Source organism: Burkholderia sp. Ax-1719 (genome assembly GCF_011753055.1).
GTDB lineage: Bacteria > Pseudomonadota > Gammaproteobacteria > Burkholderiales > Burkholderiaceae > Paraburkholderia.
Genome location: NZ_VWWJ01000007.1, coordinates 111,237 through 126,384, shown reverse-complemented (window position 1 = coordinate 126,384; position 15,148 = coordinate 111,237). Strand labels below are relative to the sequence as shown.

General features: G+C 64.6%; 14 protein-coding genes. 7 read left to right on the top strand and 7 right to left on the bottom strand.

The genetic code is table 11. The annotated features are described in order from the left end of the window. The first annotated feature begins 5 nt into the window (after nt 1–5). Together F3J17_RS15600 and F3J17_RS15595 are read left to right on the top strand one after the other, a co-directional pair. The gene (locus F3J17_RS15600; protein ID WP_167060065.1) at nt 6–524 is read left to right on the top strand and encodes a sigma-70 family RNA polymerase sigma factor; all 519 of its coding nucleotides are present in this window, start codon (nt 6–8) and stop codon (nt 522–524) included. Beyond that, complete coding sequence (locus tag F3J17_RS15595) at nt 521–1,390, top strand: anti-sigma factor (protein WP_167060063.1); 870 nt, start codon at nt 521–523, stop codon at nt 1,388–1,390. The genes F3J17_RS15600 and F3J17_RS15595 overlap by 4 nt, the downstream gene beginning before the upstream one ends. Before the next feature lie 133 nt (nt 1,391–1,523). Here the strand turns inward: F3J17_RS15595 and F3J17_RS15590 are convergent, their stop codons facing one another. From F3J17_RS15590 to F3J17_RS15570, 5 genes are all read right to left on the bottom strand, one after another. Beyond that, on the bottom strand, nt 1,524–1,844 hold the full coding sequence (locus F3J17_RS15590; protein WP_167060060.1) for a DUF4148 domain-containing protein: 321 nt from the start codon (nt 1,842–1,844) through the stop codon (nt 1,524–1,526). Between the two features lie 200 nt (nt 1,845–2,044). Then, nucleotides 2,045–3,886 carry a trypsin-like peptidase domain-containing protein gene (locus F3J17_RS15585; protein ID WP_345891204.1) on the bottom strand — a complete coding sequence of 614 codons (1,842 nt, stop codon included), beginning with the start codon at nt 3,884–3,886 and terminating at the stop codon, nt 2,045–2,047. Nucleotides 3,887–4,345: 459 nt separating this feature from the next. Continuing rightward, on the bottom strand, nt 4,346–4,885 hold the full coding sequence (locus F3J17_RS15580; protein WP_167060057.1) for a flavin reductase family protein: 540 nt from the start codon (nt 4,883–4,885) through the stop codon (nt 4,346–4,348). Between the two features lie 3 nt (nt 4,886–4,888). Then, entirely contained in the window at nt 4,889–6,100 is a 1,212-nt protein-coding gene (locus F3J17_RS15575) for an acyl-CoA dehydrogenase family protein (RefSeq protein WP_167060054.1), read from the bottom strand. 239 nt (nt 6,101–6,339) lie between these two features. Beyond that, the gene (locus F3J17_RS15570) at nt 6,340–7,164 is read right to left on the bottom strand and encodes a TetR/AcrR family transcriptional regulator (protein ID WP_167060052.1); all 825 of its coding nucleotides are present in this window, start codon (nt 7,162–7,164) and stop codon (nt 6,340–6,342) included. Between the two features lie 154 nt (nt 7,165–7,318). On the opposite strand from F3J17_RS15570, the gene F3J17_RS15565 reads away from it, so the two are divergent. From F3J17_RS15565 to F3J17_RS15545, 5 genes are all read left to right on the top strand, one after another. After that, nucleotides 7,319–8,134 carry an AraC family transcriptional regulator gene (locus tag F3J17_RS15565; protein WP_167060050.1) on the top strand — a complete coding sequence of 272 codons (816 nt, stop codon included), beginning with the start codon at nt 7,319–7,321 and terminating at the stop codon, nt 8,132–8,134. A 90-nt stretch (nt 8,135–8,224) separates the two neighbouring features. After that, nucleotides 8,225–8,644, top strand: coding sequence for a cupin domain-containing protein (locus F3J17_RS15560; protein ID WP_167060047.1), 420 nt, complete (start codon nt 8,225–8,227; stop codon nt 8,642–8,644). A gap of 134 nt (nt 8,645–8,778) precedes the next feature. Continuing rightward, nucleotides 8,779–9,822, top strand: coding sequence for a transporter (locus F3J17_RS15555; RefSeq protein WP_167060044.1), 1,044 nt, complete (start codon nt 8,779–8,781; stop codon nt 9,820–9,822). A gap of 139 nt (nt 9,823–9,961) precedes the next feature. Next, nucleotides 9,962–11,830, top strand: a complete 1,869-nt coding sequence (locus tag F3J17_RS15550; protein ID WP_240160994.1) for a diguanylate cyclase — start codon at nt 9,962–9,964, stop codon at nt 11,828–11,830. Between the two features lie 163 nt (nt 11,831–11,993). Then, nucleotides 11,994–12,971: a sulfonate ABC transporter substrate-binding protein gene (locus tag F3J17_RS15545; RefSeq protein ID WP_167060041.1), complete on the top strand. Its 978-nt coding sequence runs from the start codon at nt 11,994–11,996 to the stop codon at nt 12,969–12,971. 73 nt (nt 12,972–13,044) lie between these two features. On the opposite strand, the gene F3J17_RS15540 is transcribed toward F3J17_RS15545, so the two are convergent. Then, nucleotides 13,045–13,989: an ABC transporter substrate-binding protein gene (locus F3J17_RS15540; protein ID WP_167060038.1), complete on the bottom strand. Its 945-nt coding sequence runs from the start codon at nt 13,987–13,989 to the stop codon at nt 13,045–13,047. A gap of 103 nt (nt 13,990–14,092) precedes the next feature. Next, complete coding sequence (locus tag F3J17_RS15535; protein ID WP_167060035.1) at nt 14,093–15,136, bottom strand: ribose ABC transporter permease; 1,044 nt, start codon at nt 15,134–15,136, stop codon at nt 14,093–14,095. Nucleotides 15,137–15,148: the final 12 nt, after the last annotated feature.

Here is a 15,148-nt window from a genome sequence, read left to right as displayed (position 1 = left end):
GGAACATGGACATCCGTGACGAACTGATCGAACACGTACCGCGCCTGAGGCGATATGCCCGCGCGTTGATCAACAACCGCGAACTGGCCGACGATCTGGTGCAGGACACGCTCGAACGCGCGCTCGCGCGCACCGAGCTGTTCCGCGCCGGCACCGACCTGCGCGCCTGGCTGTTCACGATCATGCACAACCTGTTTGTGAACCAGGTGCGCAAATCGGCGGCGCGCGGCACGCATGTGTCCGTCGATGACGACAGCGTGCCCGAAACCGATTACGCGGTGCCCGCCACCCAGACCGGCGCGCTCGAAGTGCGCGATCTGGACTTCGCGTTGCAGCGCCTGCCGGTGGAGCAGCGCGAAGTCGTGCTGCTGGTGGGGCTGGAAGAAATGAGTTACGCCGACGTGGCGCTGGCGCTCGACGTGCCGATCGGCACGGTGATGTCGAGGCTGTCGAGAGGTCGTGAGCGCCTGCGTGCGCTGATGGCCGGAACCGTCCCGCGTGCGAACCTGAAGGTGGTGCGATGAGCGAGCAACAACATCCCGTGACCGAAGACGAGATCCACGCCTACGTGGACGGCACGCTGTCCGAAGCGCGCCGCGCCGACGTCGAGCGCGAACTCGAACGCAATCCCGAACTCGCGGCGCGCACCAGCGACTTTTTCTCGCTGAACAGCCTGCTGCACGAGCGCTACGACCGCGTGCTGAACGAGCCGGTGCCGGTCCATCTGCGCGACCTGGTGGCGGGTTCGTCCTCCGGGGAACAGGCGGCTGCGACGCCGCGGCCCGTCAAGAATCACACGCGCGAGGCCGCCAACTGGCCGAAGTTCGCGGGCTTTGCGGCGGCGCTGGTGGTGGGCATCGGCATTGGCTGGGGCACGCACTATGGCGCCGATGTGATGAATGGCGGCGACGTTGCGGCGACGCACGCGGAACTGCGCAACGTCAGCGCCGACCCGACCATGAACTTCGTTCACGAAGCCGCGCTCGCGCATGTGGTCTATATGCCCGAAGTCGAACGCCCCGATGCGATGGGCGCACGCCAGGAGCAGGATTTCGTGCAATGGCTTGCGAACCGGCTGGGCACCGATGTGCATCCGCCGATGCTCTCGCGCAGCGGCTTCGAACTGGTGGGCGGACGTCTGTTGCCGGGACCGGACGGCGACGTCGCGCAGTTCATGTATCACAACGCGAAAGGCGAACGCGTGACGCTGTGCATCTCGCACCGCAAGGTCAGCAGCAATACCACCGCGTTCAAGCTCTATGAAGATGGGCCCGTGAGTGTGTTCTACTGGATCGACGGCGACTTCGGTTACGCGCTGTCGGGCGGTATCGACCGCAAGGTGCTGCTGCAACTTTCGCACGATGTCTATGCGCAGTTGACTTCGCGTTGAACTTGCATTGACCTCATGCCGCGCCGCGTCGCGGCGCAATCACATCAATACTTTCTCGCATGCCAACGCCGAAATCCCGCTCGCCATGAGCGGGGTTTCGGCGTTGTACGCTTTGCCTGGCGACATCGCGCCATCAACTTCCCTGGTAGATATTGCAGTAGCTCGCCGGGCCGACACAGGCCACCGGCGGCGCGCCCGCATCGCTCTTGCCCGCTGCGGGCATGCCCATGCCGCTCGCTTCCTGGGCGGGCGCGGTGCGCTGGACCTGCTGCGCGAAAATCGGGCTGACGTCGGGATACGACGTATCGGTGACGAAGCGCGAGCCGTTGGCCTCGGCTTCGATCAATTGCTGGCGCACTTCCTCGCGGGTAAGACCTTGTGCCGATGCCTGGGTGACAGCGCCCACGGAAGCGGCGGCGACGAGCGTGGCGATCAATACGCGGCGGATAGACATTTGGAACTCCTAATGAGATGGTGTGGTCTCGCGGCAGCCGCCGATCGATCCGGTTCACATGAATCGGGTTCGTTTCGACGCTGCCTGCATGGATAAGAACGCACCAGCCTGGGAGTTATTCCGTCCGGCTTTGTATCGGATTTGTAGCGGCGTTGTAGCGGGGAGAGTGATATGGCCCGAAGTGGTATCGGGCCCTATCGTCACTGAAGTTTTACATCGACGAAACTGCGCGCGTTGTTGCGCTGGATGAGCAGGGCCATGCTGCGCGTCGCCTTGGCTTCGAGCGCGATGGCCTGGTCGTGCGTTTCGATCAGCGTGTCGTTGAGCGACAGCACGATGTCGCCGGGGCGCACGCCCGCGCGCGCGGCGGGACCGCTTGCCGAGTCCACCATCAAGCCGAGCGGCAGGCCGCTCGAACGGCGTTCGTCTTCGCTCAGGGCATGGCTGACGAGGCCCAGCCGGTCCGACGCGCTATGGGCAGCAGCGGGCTTGTCCATCTTCGCCGAGGTGCTCACGCGCGTGACGGCGACGCCATCCGCCGTTTCGGCGTTGACCGTGGCGACGGCGCGGGCGTCGCGCGGTGCCGCGGGGGCGGCGTCCTGCGCGGCGGCGTCGGCTTGATCGGCCTGATCGGATTGATCCGCAGCCTGGGCAGCCGGCGCTGGCGGGGCGACATGCGTCGGTTTCACGGCCTTCGCCGTGAGCGCCGCCTTGGTGGCGGTGCGCGTGGGCTTCGCATCGAGTGACGCGTTCGAAAAGCGCGTGAGCATCGGCCGGCGGTTGCGGATCACCTTGAGCGGCGTCTGCGTGGCGGGCGGCACGGCGGCGAGCTGATCCGCGAGCTTTGCCGCGCTATCCACCTGCTCCTCGCCAACCTGCACGATCACGTCGCCCGCTTTTACGCCCGCCGCCGCGCCGATCGAATCGGCATCCACCGCATCGACCAGCGCGCCGCCCGCATGCGGCAAGCCGAGCGCCGCCGCGAGCCCCGGGCTCACATCCTCGACCTGCATGCCGAACGTGCGCGTGGGTCCCGCTGCCGCCGCGTTGGCCGGGTCGGCCTGATCCGCCTGATTGGCCGGGCCGGTCTTGCGCGCCGCCTGTAATTGCGCGCGGAACTTGTTCGCCGCTTCAATCGGAATGCCGAATGTCAGGCCCGTGTAGCGGTCGCGGTCGGCGTAGACCTGTACGTCGATGCCGACCACCTCGCCCGAGCGATTGAAAAGCGGGCCGCCCGAATTGTCCGGATTCACGGCCACATTGGTCTGGAAGAAGGGGAAGGTGTTGCCGTCCGGCAGCGTGCGCGAGGCGGCGCTCACGATGCCCGTCGTCACCGTGTTCTGGAAGCTGTCCGGCGAGCCGATCGACAGCACCGGTTCGCCCGCGCGCAGCTTCGACGAATCGCCCAGCGGCACGCTCGGCAGATCGTGCGCATTCACCTGCAGCACGGCGACGTCGCTCTGCGGATCGACGGCGACGACCTCCGCCTTGAACTCGCGCTTGTCGGTCAGTTGCACCGTCACTTCCTGGGCGTTGTCCACCACGTGTGCGGTGGTGAGCACGACGCCGTCGGGGCTCACGATGAAGCCGGAACCGCTGCCCGTCATCACGCGCGGACCGCCGCCGCTCTGAGCCTGACTCTGGGCCTGGCCCTGCGGCTGACCCGGCATCTGGACGTCGTTAGGCGGTCGTGGCGTGCGCTTGAAGAAGGCGGTGAACGGATCGTCGTTGTCGATCGCCTCCTGCTCGGGCTGCGCTGACTGATCGTCGCCGCCGCGTGCGATCACGTGCACGACGGCCGGGCCGTAGCGGTCGGCCAGCGAGAAGAAGTCCGGCGTCGCCATCGCCGCGGGCGAGGCGGCGGCATGCTTCTCGGGAGCGGGTTGATCGGCTGCGGATTGATCAGACGCCTGCGCCGCCTGGGATGCTTTGGCGGCCTGGGTGGGGGTGGCGGCGTGAACAGTGAGGCAGACGGTGCCGACGAGAAGAACAGCAAGCGCGGCGGCGGGGCGCGAGGTGCAGGCGGGGATCAGGCGGGGCACAGCACACCTCCAGTAGTCATCGTGCCGGCGAGCGGGTGCCGACCAAAATAAGTGTAGTCATAGCGCCGCGGAGTTGGAGGAGGGTTTGTCCCGTAGCACACAAAAAACCGCAATGCATGGCGAATTCACGCGCCGAAAAGGCGACGCGAATGCGCACGGGATTGCGCAGCGCGCCGGTTTGCCTTACATGCCCTTACGCAGGCGTTGGGTACGCCGCGTGCGCATCGCGCCGCCGCGCAAATCTGGCCGGACAAAAGCGAAAACGGCATCCGGAAACGTTTCCGGATGCCGTGTCTTTCGCGCCTTAAGGTGGACGGATGGTGGACGGATTGATCGGGATGGCGAATCGAAGCGAGGTTTATTCGCTATCAGGCTTTTACACGAAGTCGATGCATGAAGTCGATGCATGAAGTCGATGTACTAAGTCGATGCACGAAGTCGATGTACGAAGTCGATGCACTAAGCGTCGCAATCGAGCCAGCAGTGCAGCGGATCGTGCGCAACGATCTGCTTGTATTTGCCGCTATAGAAGAGCAGCGGCGGGCCGTCCGATTCGCGCAGCGCTTGCACGTCGGCGGTGAAGATCAGATGATCGCCGCCGCGATGGATGGCGTTGGCGCGCGCCGCGATCTGCACCAGCGCCGAGCGCACTACCGGCACGCCAGGCACGCCGCCGATGTACTCGAACGGATCGTCGAGACCGGTGCGCGGCTGTCCGCCGAAGTGCCGGCTCAGCGCCTCCTGGCTCTGCGCCAGAAAGCTCACGCCGAAGGCGTCGCCGCACGCGATCGACTGTGCGAAACGCGCCTGCGCGCGCACCGAAACCAGAATCATCGGCGGATCGACGGACAGCGACATGAAGGCGTTGGCCGTCATGCCCGCCGTGCGTCCTTCGTGGCTGAACGTGATGACGGTGACGCCGGTGGCGAACTTGCCCATGGCGCGGCGGAACTGTGCCGCGTCCAGATCGAGGCCGGGCCGGATGGTTGTCGCGTCCATGGCTTAGATCAGCGGCGTACCGGCGTTCTGGCCGCAGGCAAGACGCCCATAGAGTTCGAAGTTGGTGGCGGGCGTGACGATGCCGTGCAGCGACGCCACGCGCGCGTCGTGCCAGATGCGTGCGAACGGATTGCCGAGCGCCGCGAGCGAGCCGCCCGACGCGGTCGCCAGCGTATCCACGGCGTCCCAGATCAGCGTTTCTGCAAAGCCCACGTCGCGGCGCACCTTCGCGCGATCCATATAGGCCATGTACTGGCCGGAGGCCGCGCTGGCGTCGAGCGCGTCGGCGTGCTTTTCGATGATGGCGCGCGCGGCGTCGAGTTTCGCCGACGCTTCGCCCACCTGCAGATGCGTGACCGCCGCTTCGGCCTGTTTCGTGTACCAGGTGTACTGGATGCCGCGGCGCGGCAGCAGTTCCAGAAAGGTGTCGAGCGCATTGCGTGCGATGCCGAGCGCGGGGAACGTCAGGATGATCGCAAGCATCGGCATGCAGGCGACGCGATAGAGCGGTTCGTCGGCGAGATGCGCCGCGCCGTACTGGCCTTCGATGGCTTGGGTCATCGACGCCACGCGTTCGTTGGGCACGAACAGATTCGTCACGCTCACGCTGGAGCTGCCGGTGCCGCGCAGCGCCATCACGTTCCAGTCGTCGAGCGTGCGCACGTCGCTGGCGCGCACGAGCGCCACGCCCTGGTCCACCACCTTGCCGCTTTCATCGACGAGCGGGATGCCCAGCAAATCCCACGTGGCGTGATAGATGCCCGAGTTGAAGCCCCATACGCCTTCTTCGATCAGATAGCCGCCGTCGACCTTCTTCACGCTCGCCTTGCGCGGCGACAGCACGCCGACCACGCGCGCACGCTCTGCACTGCCAAATACTTCGTCGGTGACCTTTTCGTCGAACAGCGCGGCGGCGGCCCACGTCGTCACGTTGATGAGCGCGGCCACCCAGGCGGTCGAGGCGTCGCCGCGACCGAGTTCGGAGACCGCTTCCAGGAAGGTGCGCACCGAAGCCTGCTTGCCGCCGTAACGGCGCGGCGTGGTGAGTTCGAGCAGACCGGCGGCGTTGAGATCGTCGATGGTTTCCTGCGGCAGGCGCGCCATCTGGTCGACCGTCGCGGCGCGCTGTTTGAGTACGGGCACGAGATCGCTGGCGGCGCGGATCAGAGCGGCTTCGGCGTTCAGGGGAGCGGAAAGGTCATGCGGTGCATTCATGGTGTCGTCCTCGATGTGTCTCGTCGTTGGGGTGTGTGTGCGTTTTTGATATTGTTATCAAATTTGATCGACGTATCAATAACTGAGGTGCCTGGTGCTTTCCCTGGCGCTTTCTCAGGCGTGACTCAAGGTGGGTGAGGACGAGCGAGCGCGCCCCGCACGCGGCGGGCGTGCAGGGCAGTCGGAAAAGAAGGCTCAGGAAACGGCGCGCGAACGGCGCCGCGAGAGAACGCGAGCGCTTAAGCGGCGCTGCTGGAAGGCGAGGGCGTTGCGGTGGCGGCGTGGACTTCGTCGTGACGCAGCACTTCCTTCATGATCGCGCCGACGTCGGCGTCGCGGATGCCGAGTCCGCGCAGCGCGAACTCCGTGAAGCGGTCGACGGTGTCGGTCGTGCGCCGCTTTTCGAGAATCTGGCGCATCACATGCAGCGCGCCGCCGATGATGCAGTCCATCGCCGCGAGCACATCGGCGCAATGAAAACGACCGGCATCGACGCCGATGCGGATGTCGCGTGCGAGGCGGCCGCCCATCGTCTCCACCAGATCGCCCACGCTCGACGCCGCGTTGACGAAGAACCAGCCCCAGATCGGGTCCTGCAAGGTGTGGCGCATCACCTGGCGCACGTTCAGGCCGACGATCACGGCAATATCGGCATCGGCGGGGCGGATGCGGTCCAGCAGATCGGCGATCGCCAGCATGTCCTCGACGAACACCGCGCGCGCGATCTCTTCCTTGGTCGAAAAGTAGTTGTAGAACGAACCGAATGCGACGCCGGCCTGCGCCGTGATGTCGTTGATGGCCGTGCCCGCGATGCCTTTCTGGCCCATCACCACGCGCGCCGCCTGCATGAGCTTGCCGCGCGTGCGGGCGCGGGCGCGCTCGTTGATGCGCGGCGCGGGCGGCGCGGCTTCGGCTTCGGCGGCGGTGTCGTGTCTGGCCGCCTTGGCAGGCTTAGCCGCTTTGGTCTCTTTGGCTTCTTTGGCTTCTTTGGCCGCCGCGCGCTTGCTGGCGGGCGTCTTCTTCGCGGCGGCGGGCGTGGAGGGGCTGCGTCGGGTGGAGGCCATGGGCGATCGAAGTGCGGGATCGGAGTACGGAGTCGGACTGCGGATAAGGCGCCATTATTGCCGTAGTCGCGGCAAATGCCTACCGATGGCCGCGCATCGTGCCACAATCGTCGGCAACGGTCGCCTGGCGGCCGGCTTTCCATTCGCCGATTTCATGAACCCACACCGCAACAGCGCCGGCTTCGATTGGGTCGAGCGCGCCGAGCCGATTGAAGGCGTTGAGCGCATCGAAGCGTTTTTCCATGGCAAAGCCTACGCGATGCACCGCCACGACACCTACGCGATCGGCCGCACGCTGGCGGGCGTGCAGCGCTTCAACTACCGGCGCGGGCAATGCAACAGCCTGCCGGGACACACGATCGTGTTGCATCCGGATGAGCCGCACGACGGCCAGGCGGGCACGGGCGAGGGTTTTCAGTACCGCATGATCTATGTGCAGCCGTCGGTGTTTCAGGACGTGCTGGGCGGAAGCGCGCTGCCGTTTCTGGAAGGCGGGCTGACGACCGATCCGCGGCTCTCGGCCGCCACCGAAGCGCTGCTGCAACAGATGAGTCACACGCTCGAACCGCTGGAACAGAACGACGCGCTGACCGAACTCGTGCATGCGTTGGCGGCGGTCACGGGTTCAGGAAAGCTCGCGCCGGTTGGCGACTATCGGGCGGCGCGCCTGGCGCGCGAATTCCTGCACGAGCATTCCGCGCGCACGGTTGCGCTGGAGGAGCTGGAAGCGGTGACGGGGCGCGACCGCTGGAGTCTGTCACGCGATTTCCGTCACTTTTACGGCACGAGCCCATACCGTTACCTGACGATGCGCCGGCTCGACGCGGTGCGGCGCATGCTGCTGGCGGGCGCGGCGCTGTCTCATGCGGCGGCTGCGGCGGGCTTCGCGGACCAGAGCCATATGACGCGCCACTTCAGCAAGGCCTTCGGCATGACGCCGGGAACGTGGCAGCGGGTGGCGCGCGGATAAAACGCGAAAATCGAATCGCCACGATCGTTCAATACGGGCGATTCAGGCGCGGCTACGCTTCCTCCATCGGCTTATTAAATGGAGTTCGCGATGTCCCTTTCCCCCCACACGCAGCCCGCCACGCGCGGCCAGGCCCAGACGATCGATTTCATCAGCAAGATCGCGCAGATCGACGGGCACTGGCAACCGCGCGTCGTCGCCGAGATGAACGACTATCAGTTCAAGGTCGTGAAACTGCTGGGCGATTTTCTCTGGCATTGCCACGCCGATACCGACGAAACGTTTATCGTGCTTGAGGGTGAATTGCATATCGGCATCCGCGGCGGCCCGCATGGCGATGAAACCCTCGTCGTGCGGGCGGGCCAGATGGCGGTGGTGCCCAAGGGCGTCGAGCACAAGCCCAGCGCGCCCGCCGAGGTGAAACTGCTGCTGATCGAACCGCGCGGCGTACTCAATACCGGCGACGGCGCGCAAGGCGAGCGCACGGCGCAGAACGACGTGTGGATCTGAGCACGGCGGCTGATGACGGCTGACAATTGACCGTATCCCGCGCGCAATATGTCATTTGCGTGTCGGTCAAATGAAAGCGCGCGCTTGCCTGCAAAAGCGCGGATATGGCATGCTTGCGCCGATTAAACGGCCACATGACCATGGATCTCGCTTCGTCCATTGCAACCTACGGCGCCGACATGTCGGGCTTGATCTGCGGATTCCGCTTCATGCCAGGCGAGCCGGGCCAGCCCGTCAAGGGCGAAGATGTGCTCGCCGCGCTGCAGGGCGGCCAGCAGGATAAATCCCACGACGGCGCGTTCTACTGGCTGCACTTCAATCTCGCGCATGCCGCGAGCGCCTCGTGGATGCGCGCGCATCTGGACCTGCCAGAAAGCTTTTTCGAAATGCTGGTGGAGGGTTCGCACTCCACGCGCATCGAACAGGTGGATGGCGCGCTCTATGCCGTCGTCAACGACGTGATGTTCGATTTCGAACTCACGCCTTCGCAGATCGCCACGCTCTGGTCCTTTACGCACGAGCGTTTGCTGGTGACGGCGCGCATGAAGCCGCTGCGCTCCATCGACCGTCTGCGCGGCGACGTGCGTAACGGCGAAACCTTCCGCTCGCCCGCCGATCTGCTGATTCACCTGCTGCGCGATCAGGCCGATCTGATGGTGGAAATCGTGCGGCGCACGAGTGTCGATGTCGATCGCGCCGAGGACCAGTTCCTCGCCTCGCGCCGTTTCGGCAGCCGCCACGATCTCGCCGCCATGCGCCGGATTCTGGTGCGTCTGCAACGCATGCTCGCGCCCGAACCGGGCGCGGTGTTCCGCCTGCTCGCGCGGCCACCGCGCTGGCTGCAGATCGCCGATATGCAGGATCTGCGCGAGACCACCGAAGAATTCACGCTCGTGCTGGGCGATATGGCGGGTCTGGTCGAACGCATCAAGCTCTTGCAGGAAGAGATCGGCGCGCGTCTGGAAGAACAGAACAACCGTACGCTTTTTACGCTCACACTGGTGACGGTGCTGGCTTTGCCGATCAATATCGTCGCGGGTTTTTTCGGCATGAACGTGGGCGGCATTCCGCTGGCCGAAAATCACCATGGTTTCTGGCTGATGGTGGTGCTCGTGGCCGGATTCACGGCGCTGCTGGGCTGGTGGGTGTTCCGTCTGCGCGGTCCGGTGGATCGTTAGCACCGCTGAATCGTCCAGCCTTTAAATCGCTCTGAATGCAACCGATTTTTTGATGATTTTTTTGTCGTCGGCTCATGCATTGCGGTTAATTTCACGCGCTATATACTAGCCGCTCGATTCCTCAGCCTGAACGCGTGTCATGTCTGCCACTCCGTCGCCTGCCGAAGCTGCGCTTGCGCCGCCTGCCCCTGCCGTCGTGCACGGTCGTGGTGCGCGCAACGACGGGCGGCCGGATCGGACCGAAGACGATCCCTTGCTGGACGCGCTGATGCGGCTGGCGGCCCGTCATTTTGGCGTAGCGGCCGCCTGCCTGCTGCCCGGCGATGCCGTGGACGGGCGCGAGCGGTTGGGCGCGGGTGTGGATGCACCGTTGCGCGAGGCGCTGCTGGAACTGACTCGCATCAACGACCGTAATGCGAGTGAAAGCATCGTCGCGCCGCTCGTTGTCAACGATCTTGGCTCCGACCCCGCATGGCAGGCGTGTCTGTCACGCGCGAGCGCGCTGCCGTACCGCTTCATGGCCGCGTGGCCGCTCACTGGCGCGAATGGAGACGCGCTGGGCAGCCTGTGTTTGCTCGACCCCGCACCGCGCGAACTGACGGTGGCGCAGCGCGCCAGCCTCGACGATTTTGCGCGCATGATTGCCGCGCTCGCGTCTCCCGCCGACAAAACGGGCGCGGCTCCCCACATCGAAACGAACCTGCACGCCGAACTGGCTTCGCTGCGCGAGCGCGAGCGTCTTCTGGCGCTGGCGATCGCGGGCAGCGGCACCGGCATCTGGGACCGCAACGTGTTGACGGGCGAGATCCGCTATTCGAAGGGCTGGAAGGCGATGCTCGGTTACGCCGAGGACGAAATCACCAACCGTATCGAAGACAGCTATCTTCGCCTGCATCCTGAAGATCTCGCCTACGTCCAGGCGACCATGAAGGCTCATTTCGAGGGCAACACCGACCAGTACGAAGTCGAGCACCGTATCCGCTGCAAGGACGGCAGCTACAAATGGATCTGCAGTCGCGGCAAGGTGATGGCGCGCGACGCCGAGGGCCGCGCGTTGCGCATGGTGGGCACCTCGACCGACGTGACCTCGATGCGCGAGATGGCCGAACGCCTGCGCGAATCGGTCAATCTCGTCACCAACCTCACCAATGAAGTGCCGGGACTCGTGTTCCAGTGCCGCCGCGCGCCGGACGGACACACCTCTTTTCCCTACGCGAGCGCGGGGATCGGCGAGATCTACGAACTGACGCCGGAGCAGGTGGCCTGCGACGCCGCAGGCATCGAAGCGCTGATCCATCCCGACGATATCGACGCGTATCGCGCCTCGTTCGCGGAATCGTCGGCGACGCTCGCGCCCTGGCATCTGGAATATCGCGTGCGCCTGCCGCAGCAAGGTCTGCGCTGGCGTCAGGGCGATGCGCGGCCGCAACGCCGCGACGATGGCTCGACGGTGTGGCACGGCTTCATCACCGATGTCACGGAACGCAAGCGCATCGAAGCCGAGTTGCAGGAATTCGCCATGACCGACGGCCTCACGCGCCTCGCGAACCGGCGGCATTTCATGTCGCGTCTCGACGCCCAGCTCGCGCTGCTGCGGCGCACGGGCGGCCCGCAATGCGCGCTGATGATGTGCGATCTCGACCACTTCAAATCGATCAACGACCGCTTCGGTCATGCGGTCGGCGACGACGCGCTGCGCTATTTTGCCGATGTGCTGCGCAACCATCTGCGTGGCGGCGACGTGGCGGGGCGCATTGGCGGCGAGGAATTTGCGATCCTGCTGGGCGGCGCGGATGTGGACGGCGCCTGCATCGTCGCGCGCCGCATCCAGGACTGCATCGCGCAAGCGCCGCTGCGCGCGCTGGAGGGCGCCGTGGCGTTGACGGTGAGCATCGGCGTGACGCCGTTGCGCGTCGACGATGCCAGCGCCGAGATCACGCTTTCGCGCAGCGACGTCGCGCTTTATCGCGCGAAGAAGGGCGGACGCAACCGCATCGAGCGCGTTTAACGCGTTTGCCGCGTTGCCGTGTTTGCCGCGGTTGCTGCGCGAGCGTCGAAACCGCTATCCCCGCAGCGTCATTTGCTTAGCGCGATTCGTTACTTCTGCTCATGCAGCGTGACAGGTAGCATTTTTTGCATCTTCAATTGCACCGTCACGCTACGCACCCGTCATGAATAACGATAACGATCTGCGCTTCCAGCGCCGCCGTACTGTCCTCGCCGCGCTTGCCTCAACACTGGGCGCCACGCTCGCGGGCGCTGCGCTGCCCGCATGGGCCAAGTACCAACCGGATCAATTCCGCATTGGCTATCAGAAAGCCGCGAGCACGCTCGTTCTGCTCAAGGCCAGCGGCACACTCGAAAAGCGCCTCGCGCCGCAAGGCATCAAGGTCTCGTGGACCGAATTCCCGGCTGGCCCGCAATTGCTCGAAGGGCTGAATGTGGGCGCGATCGATTTCGGTTACGTGGGTGAGGCGCCACCCGTGTTCGCGCAGGCCGCGGGCGCGGATTTCGTTTACACCGCCTATGAATTGCCGACGCCGCACGCGGAAGGCGTGGTGGTCGCGAAGCAGTCGCCGATCAAATCGGTAGCGGATCTCAAGGGCAAGAAAATCGGCTTCAATCGCGGCTCCGACGTGCACTGGTTTATCGTCGCGCTGCTGCAAAAGCACGGCATTGCGCTGACCGATATTCAACCGGTCTATCTCGCACCCGCCGATGCGCGCGCGGCGCTGCAAAGCGGCTCGATCGATGCCTGGGCTGTGTGGGACCCGTTCCTTGCCGCGGTGGAATCGCAGGATGGCGCGCGCCTGCTGGCGGACGCGAGCGGCGTGGCCAGCCACCACCAGTTCTTTCTGAGCCAGCGAGAATTCGCCATCAAACGCAAGGACGCAATCCATATCGCGCTTGATGAACTCGGCAAGACGGGGCAGTGGGTGCGGGCGAATACGGCCGCAGCCGCTGCGAAACTCGCGCCGATTCAGGGGCTGGACGCCGCGACGATTCAGGTCGGTCTTTCGCATTACGCGCATGAATATCGGCCGATCGACGCGGGCGTGATCGCGGAACAGCAAAAGATCGCCGATACTTTTTATGATCTCAAGATCATTCCGCGCCGTGTGACGACGAAGGATGCGGTGCTGGCGTAAAGCACGGGTGAATATGAAAAGGGCGGCTATAAAAGCCGCCCTTTTTACTTTAAATCACCAACCTTCGCCGCGCTTAATGCTGCGACGACCAGCCCTTATAGCTGCCCACGTTGTCACGCGTGACGAGTTGCGGCGTCATCTGGATCAGCGGATTGGCGGGCTTCTTGCCATTCATGATGTCGTAGCCTACGGTCACGGCCGTTTGCGCCATCTTCCACGGATCCTGGCTCGCCGACGCCTGCACCAGCGTATCCGTCTTGAGCGCCGATTCAATATCAGGCGCGCCGTCCACCGACGTAATCACGATGTTGCCGCGATGCAACTGCTTCGCCGCCAGATCGCTGCCCACGGCCTGCGGATCGTTGATGGTGAACACGCCCGCCACTTGCGGGAAGCGCGTCAGATAACCCTGCATCGCGTTCATGCCGCCTTCGCGCGAACCTTTGCCATCCTGATCGTCGGAGAGTACCTTGATGCCCGGCGATTTCGCGAGCACCTGCTTGCAGCCGTTCACGCGATCGATCACCGCCGACACCTGCGGGCCATTTTCGATAATCACATTGCCCTTGCCGTTGATTTTCTTCGCAAGGAATTCGCAGGAGATTGCACCGGCCTTGACGTTATCCGTCTGCACGGTGGCGTCCGCACCCGCTGCGCTCACGTCCACGGCGACCACCACGATGCCGGCGGCGCGCGCCTTGCGCACGGCGGGTTCAATGGCCTTCGGATCGGAGGCGTTCAACAGAATCATGTCCACGTGCGCCGAAATGAAATTGTCGATCTGCGTGAACTGCTTGTTCAGGTCGTAATCGGCGGAAACGGCTGTGACTTTGGCGTTCGGGTTGATCTGCTTAGCCTTCGCTTCCGCGCCCTGCACGATGGTCACGAAATAAGGATTGCCAAGCGAACCCACGGTGATGCCGATCGACTTCAACTGCTTGTCGGCGGCGTGTGCGCCCTGAAGCGCGAATCCCATCGTCAGAGCAACAGCGGCGAGCAGAGTCTTTTTCTTGAACATGAACATGTCTCCAGAGAGGTCCTGTTAGTGTCGTGCAGGGCGGGCGCAGGAGGACCGCTTGCGCCCGCGGTTTTAATTCATCGATGTCTTGCGGTAGAGCGAATCAGGTGCGAGCCGAGCCGCGCTGGCGGTAACGATCGAGCGCCACTGCGCCGACGATCACGAGGCCCTTGATGATGTATTGCCAGATGTCCGACACGCCCAGCAGCACGAGGCCGTTGGTGAGCACGGCGATGATGAGCGCGCCAATCAGCGTGCCGACGATCGAACCCACGCCGCCCACGAAACTCGTGCCACCCAGAATCACGGCCGCGATGGCGTCGAGTTCATACGACTGACCGAGTTGCAGGCCGTTGGCCGCGTAGAGGCGCGCCGCCGACATTACCGCGCCCAACCCGGCGAGCAGGCCCGACACGGCATAGACGAACATTTCGATAGCCCAGACCTTGATGCCCGAGAGGCGCGCCGCTTCCGGGTTGCCGCCCACCGAGTAAATATGCAAGCCCAGCACGGTACGGCGCAGCACGAACCACGAAGCCGCTACCACGACAAGTGCGATGATCACGAGCCAGGGCACGCCCAGCACCGAACCGTTGCCGATAAAGGCAAACGACAGTTGCGGGTTGAAGATCGTGGTGTCGTGGCCCATCAGGCGCGCGATACCGCGCACAGCCGTGAGCGAGCCAAGCGTGACGATGAAAGGCGGCAGACGCAGCAGGGAAATCAACGCGCCGTTGATGACGCCGAAGCCCAGGCCCACGCCGAGAGCGGCCGGAATACCGAGCCAGCCCATGCCCGCGATGGTCGAACCGAGCATGGCGGCAACAGCCGCAGCAGCGAGAATCGAGCCCACTGAAAGATCGATGCCGCCCGTGAGGATCACGAACGTCATGCCGGCGGCCAGCACGATATTGATGGAGGCTTGCTGGGTCACGATCGACAGGTTCTCGAAGGTGAAGAAGCCGTCGTTGAGCAGTCCGAAACCAATGCACAGCAGCACCAGCACCGGCAGCATGCCTGCCGTGCGCATGATGGACTTCATGCGCGCGCGATGGCCGTCGATGGCTTGGCTGCGCGTGGACTGCGTGCCTTGCGCAGCAGGTGTGCCATTGGCCGCGACGCCGTGGCGGGGAATAATATTTTTCATGATGTCGTGCTC

Excerpts from the sequence above, each read along its gene's own strand:
- F3J17_RS15600 (WP_167060065.1), top strand. The coding sequence starts at position 6 with ATGGACATCCGTGACGAACTGATCGAACACGTACCGCGCCTGAGGCGA.
- F3J17_RS15595 (WP_167060063.1), top strand. The coding sequence starts at position 521 with ATGAGCGAGCAACAACATCCCGTGACCGAAGACGAGATCCACGCCTAC.
- F3J17_RS15590 (WP_167060060.1), bottom strand. The coding sequence starts at position 1,844 with ATGTCTATCCGCCGCGTATTGATCGCCACGCTCGTCGCCGCCGCTTCC.
- F3J17_RS15580 (WP_167060057.1), bottom strand. The coding sequence starts at position 4,885 with ATGGACGCGACAACCATCCGGCCCGGCCTCGATCTGGACGCGGCACAG.
- F3J17_RS15575 (WP_167060054.1), bottom strand. The coding sequence starts at position 6,100 with ATGAATGCACCGCATGACCTTTCCGCTCCCCTGAACGCCGAAGCCGCT.
- F3J17_RS15570 (WP_167060052.1), bottom strand. The coding sequence starts at position 7,164 with ATGGCCTCCACCCGACGCAGCCCCTCCACGCCCGCCGCCGCGAAGAAG.
- F3J17_RS15565 (WP_167060050.1), top strand. The coding sequence starts at position 7,319 with ATGAACCCACACCGCAACAGCGCCGGCTTCGATTGGGTCGAGCGCGCC.
- F3J17_RS15560 (WP_167060047.1), top strand. The coding sequence starts at position 8,225 with ATGTCCCTTTCCCCCCACACGCAGCCCGCCACGCGCGGCCAGGCCCAG.
- F3J17_RS15555 (WP_167060044.1), top strand. The coding sequence starts at position 8,779 with ATGACCATGGATCTCGCTTCGTCCATTGCAACCTACGGCGCCGACATG.
- F3J17_RS15550 (WP_240160994.1), top strand. The coding sequence starts at position 9,962 with ATGTCTGCCACTCCGTCGCCTGCCGAAGCTGCGCTTGCGCCGCCTGCC.
- F3J17_RS15545 (WP_167060041.1), top strand. The coding sequence starts at position 11,994 with ATGAATAACGATAACGATCTGCGCTTCCAGCGCCGCCGTACTGTCCTC.
- F3J17_RS15540 (WP_167060038.1), bottom strand. The coding sequence starts at position 13,989 with ATGTTCAAGAAAAAGACTCTGCTCGCCGCTGTTGCTCTGACGATGGGA.
- F3J17_RS15535 (WP_167060035.1), bottom strand. The coding sequence starts at position 15,136 with ATGAAAAATATTATTCCCCGCCACGGCGTCGCGGCCAATGGCACACCT.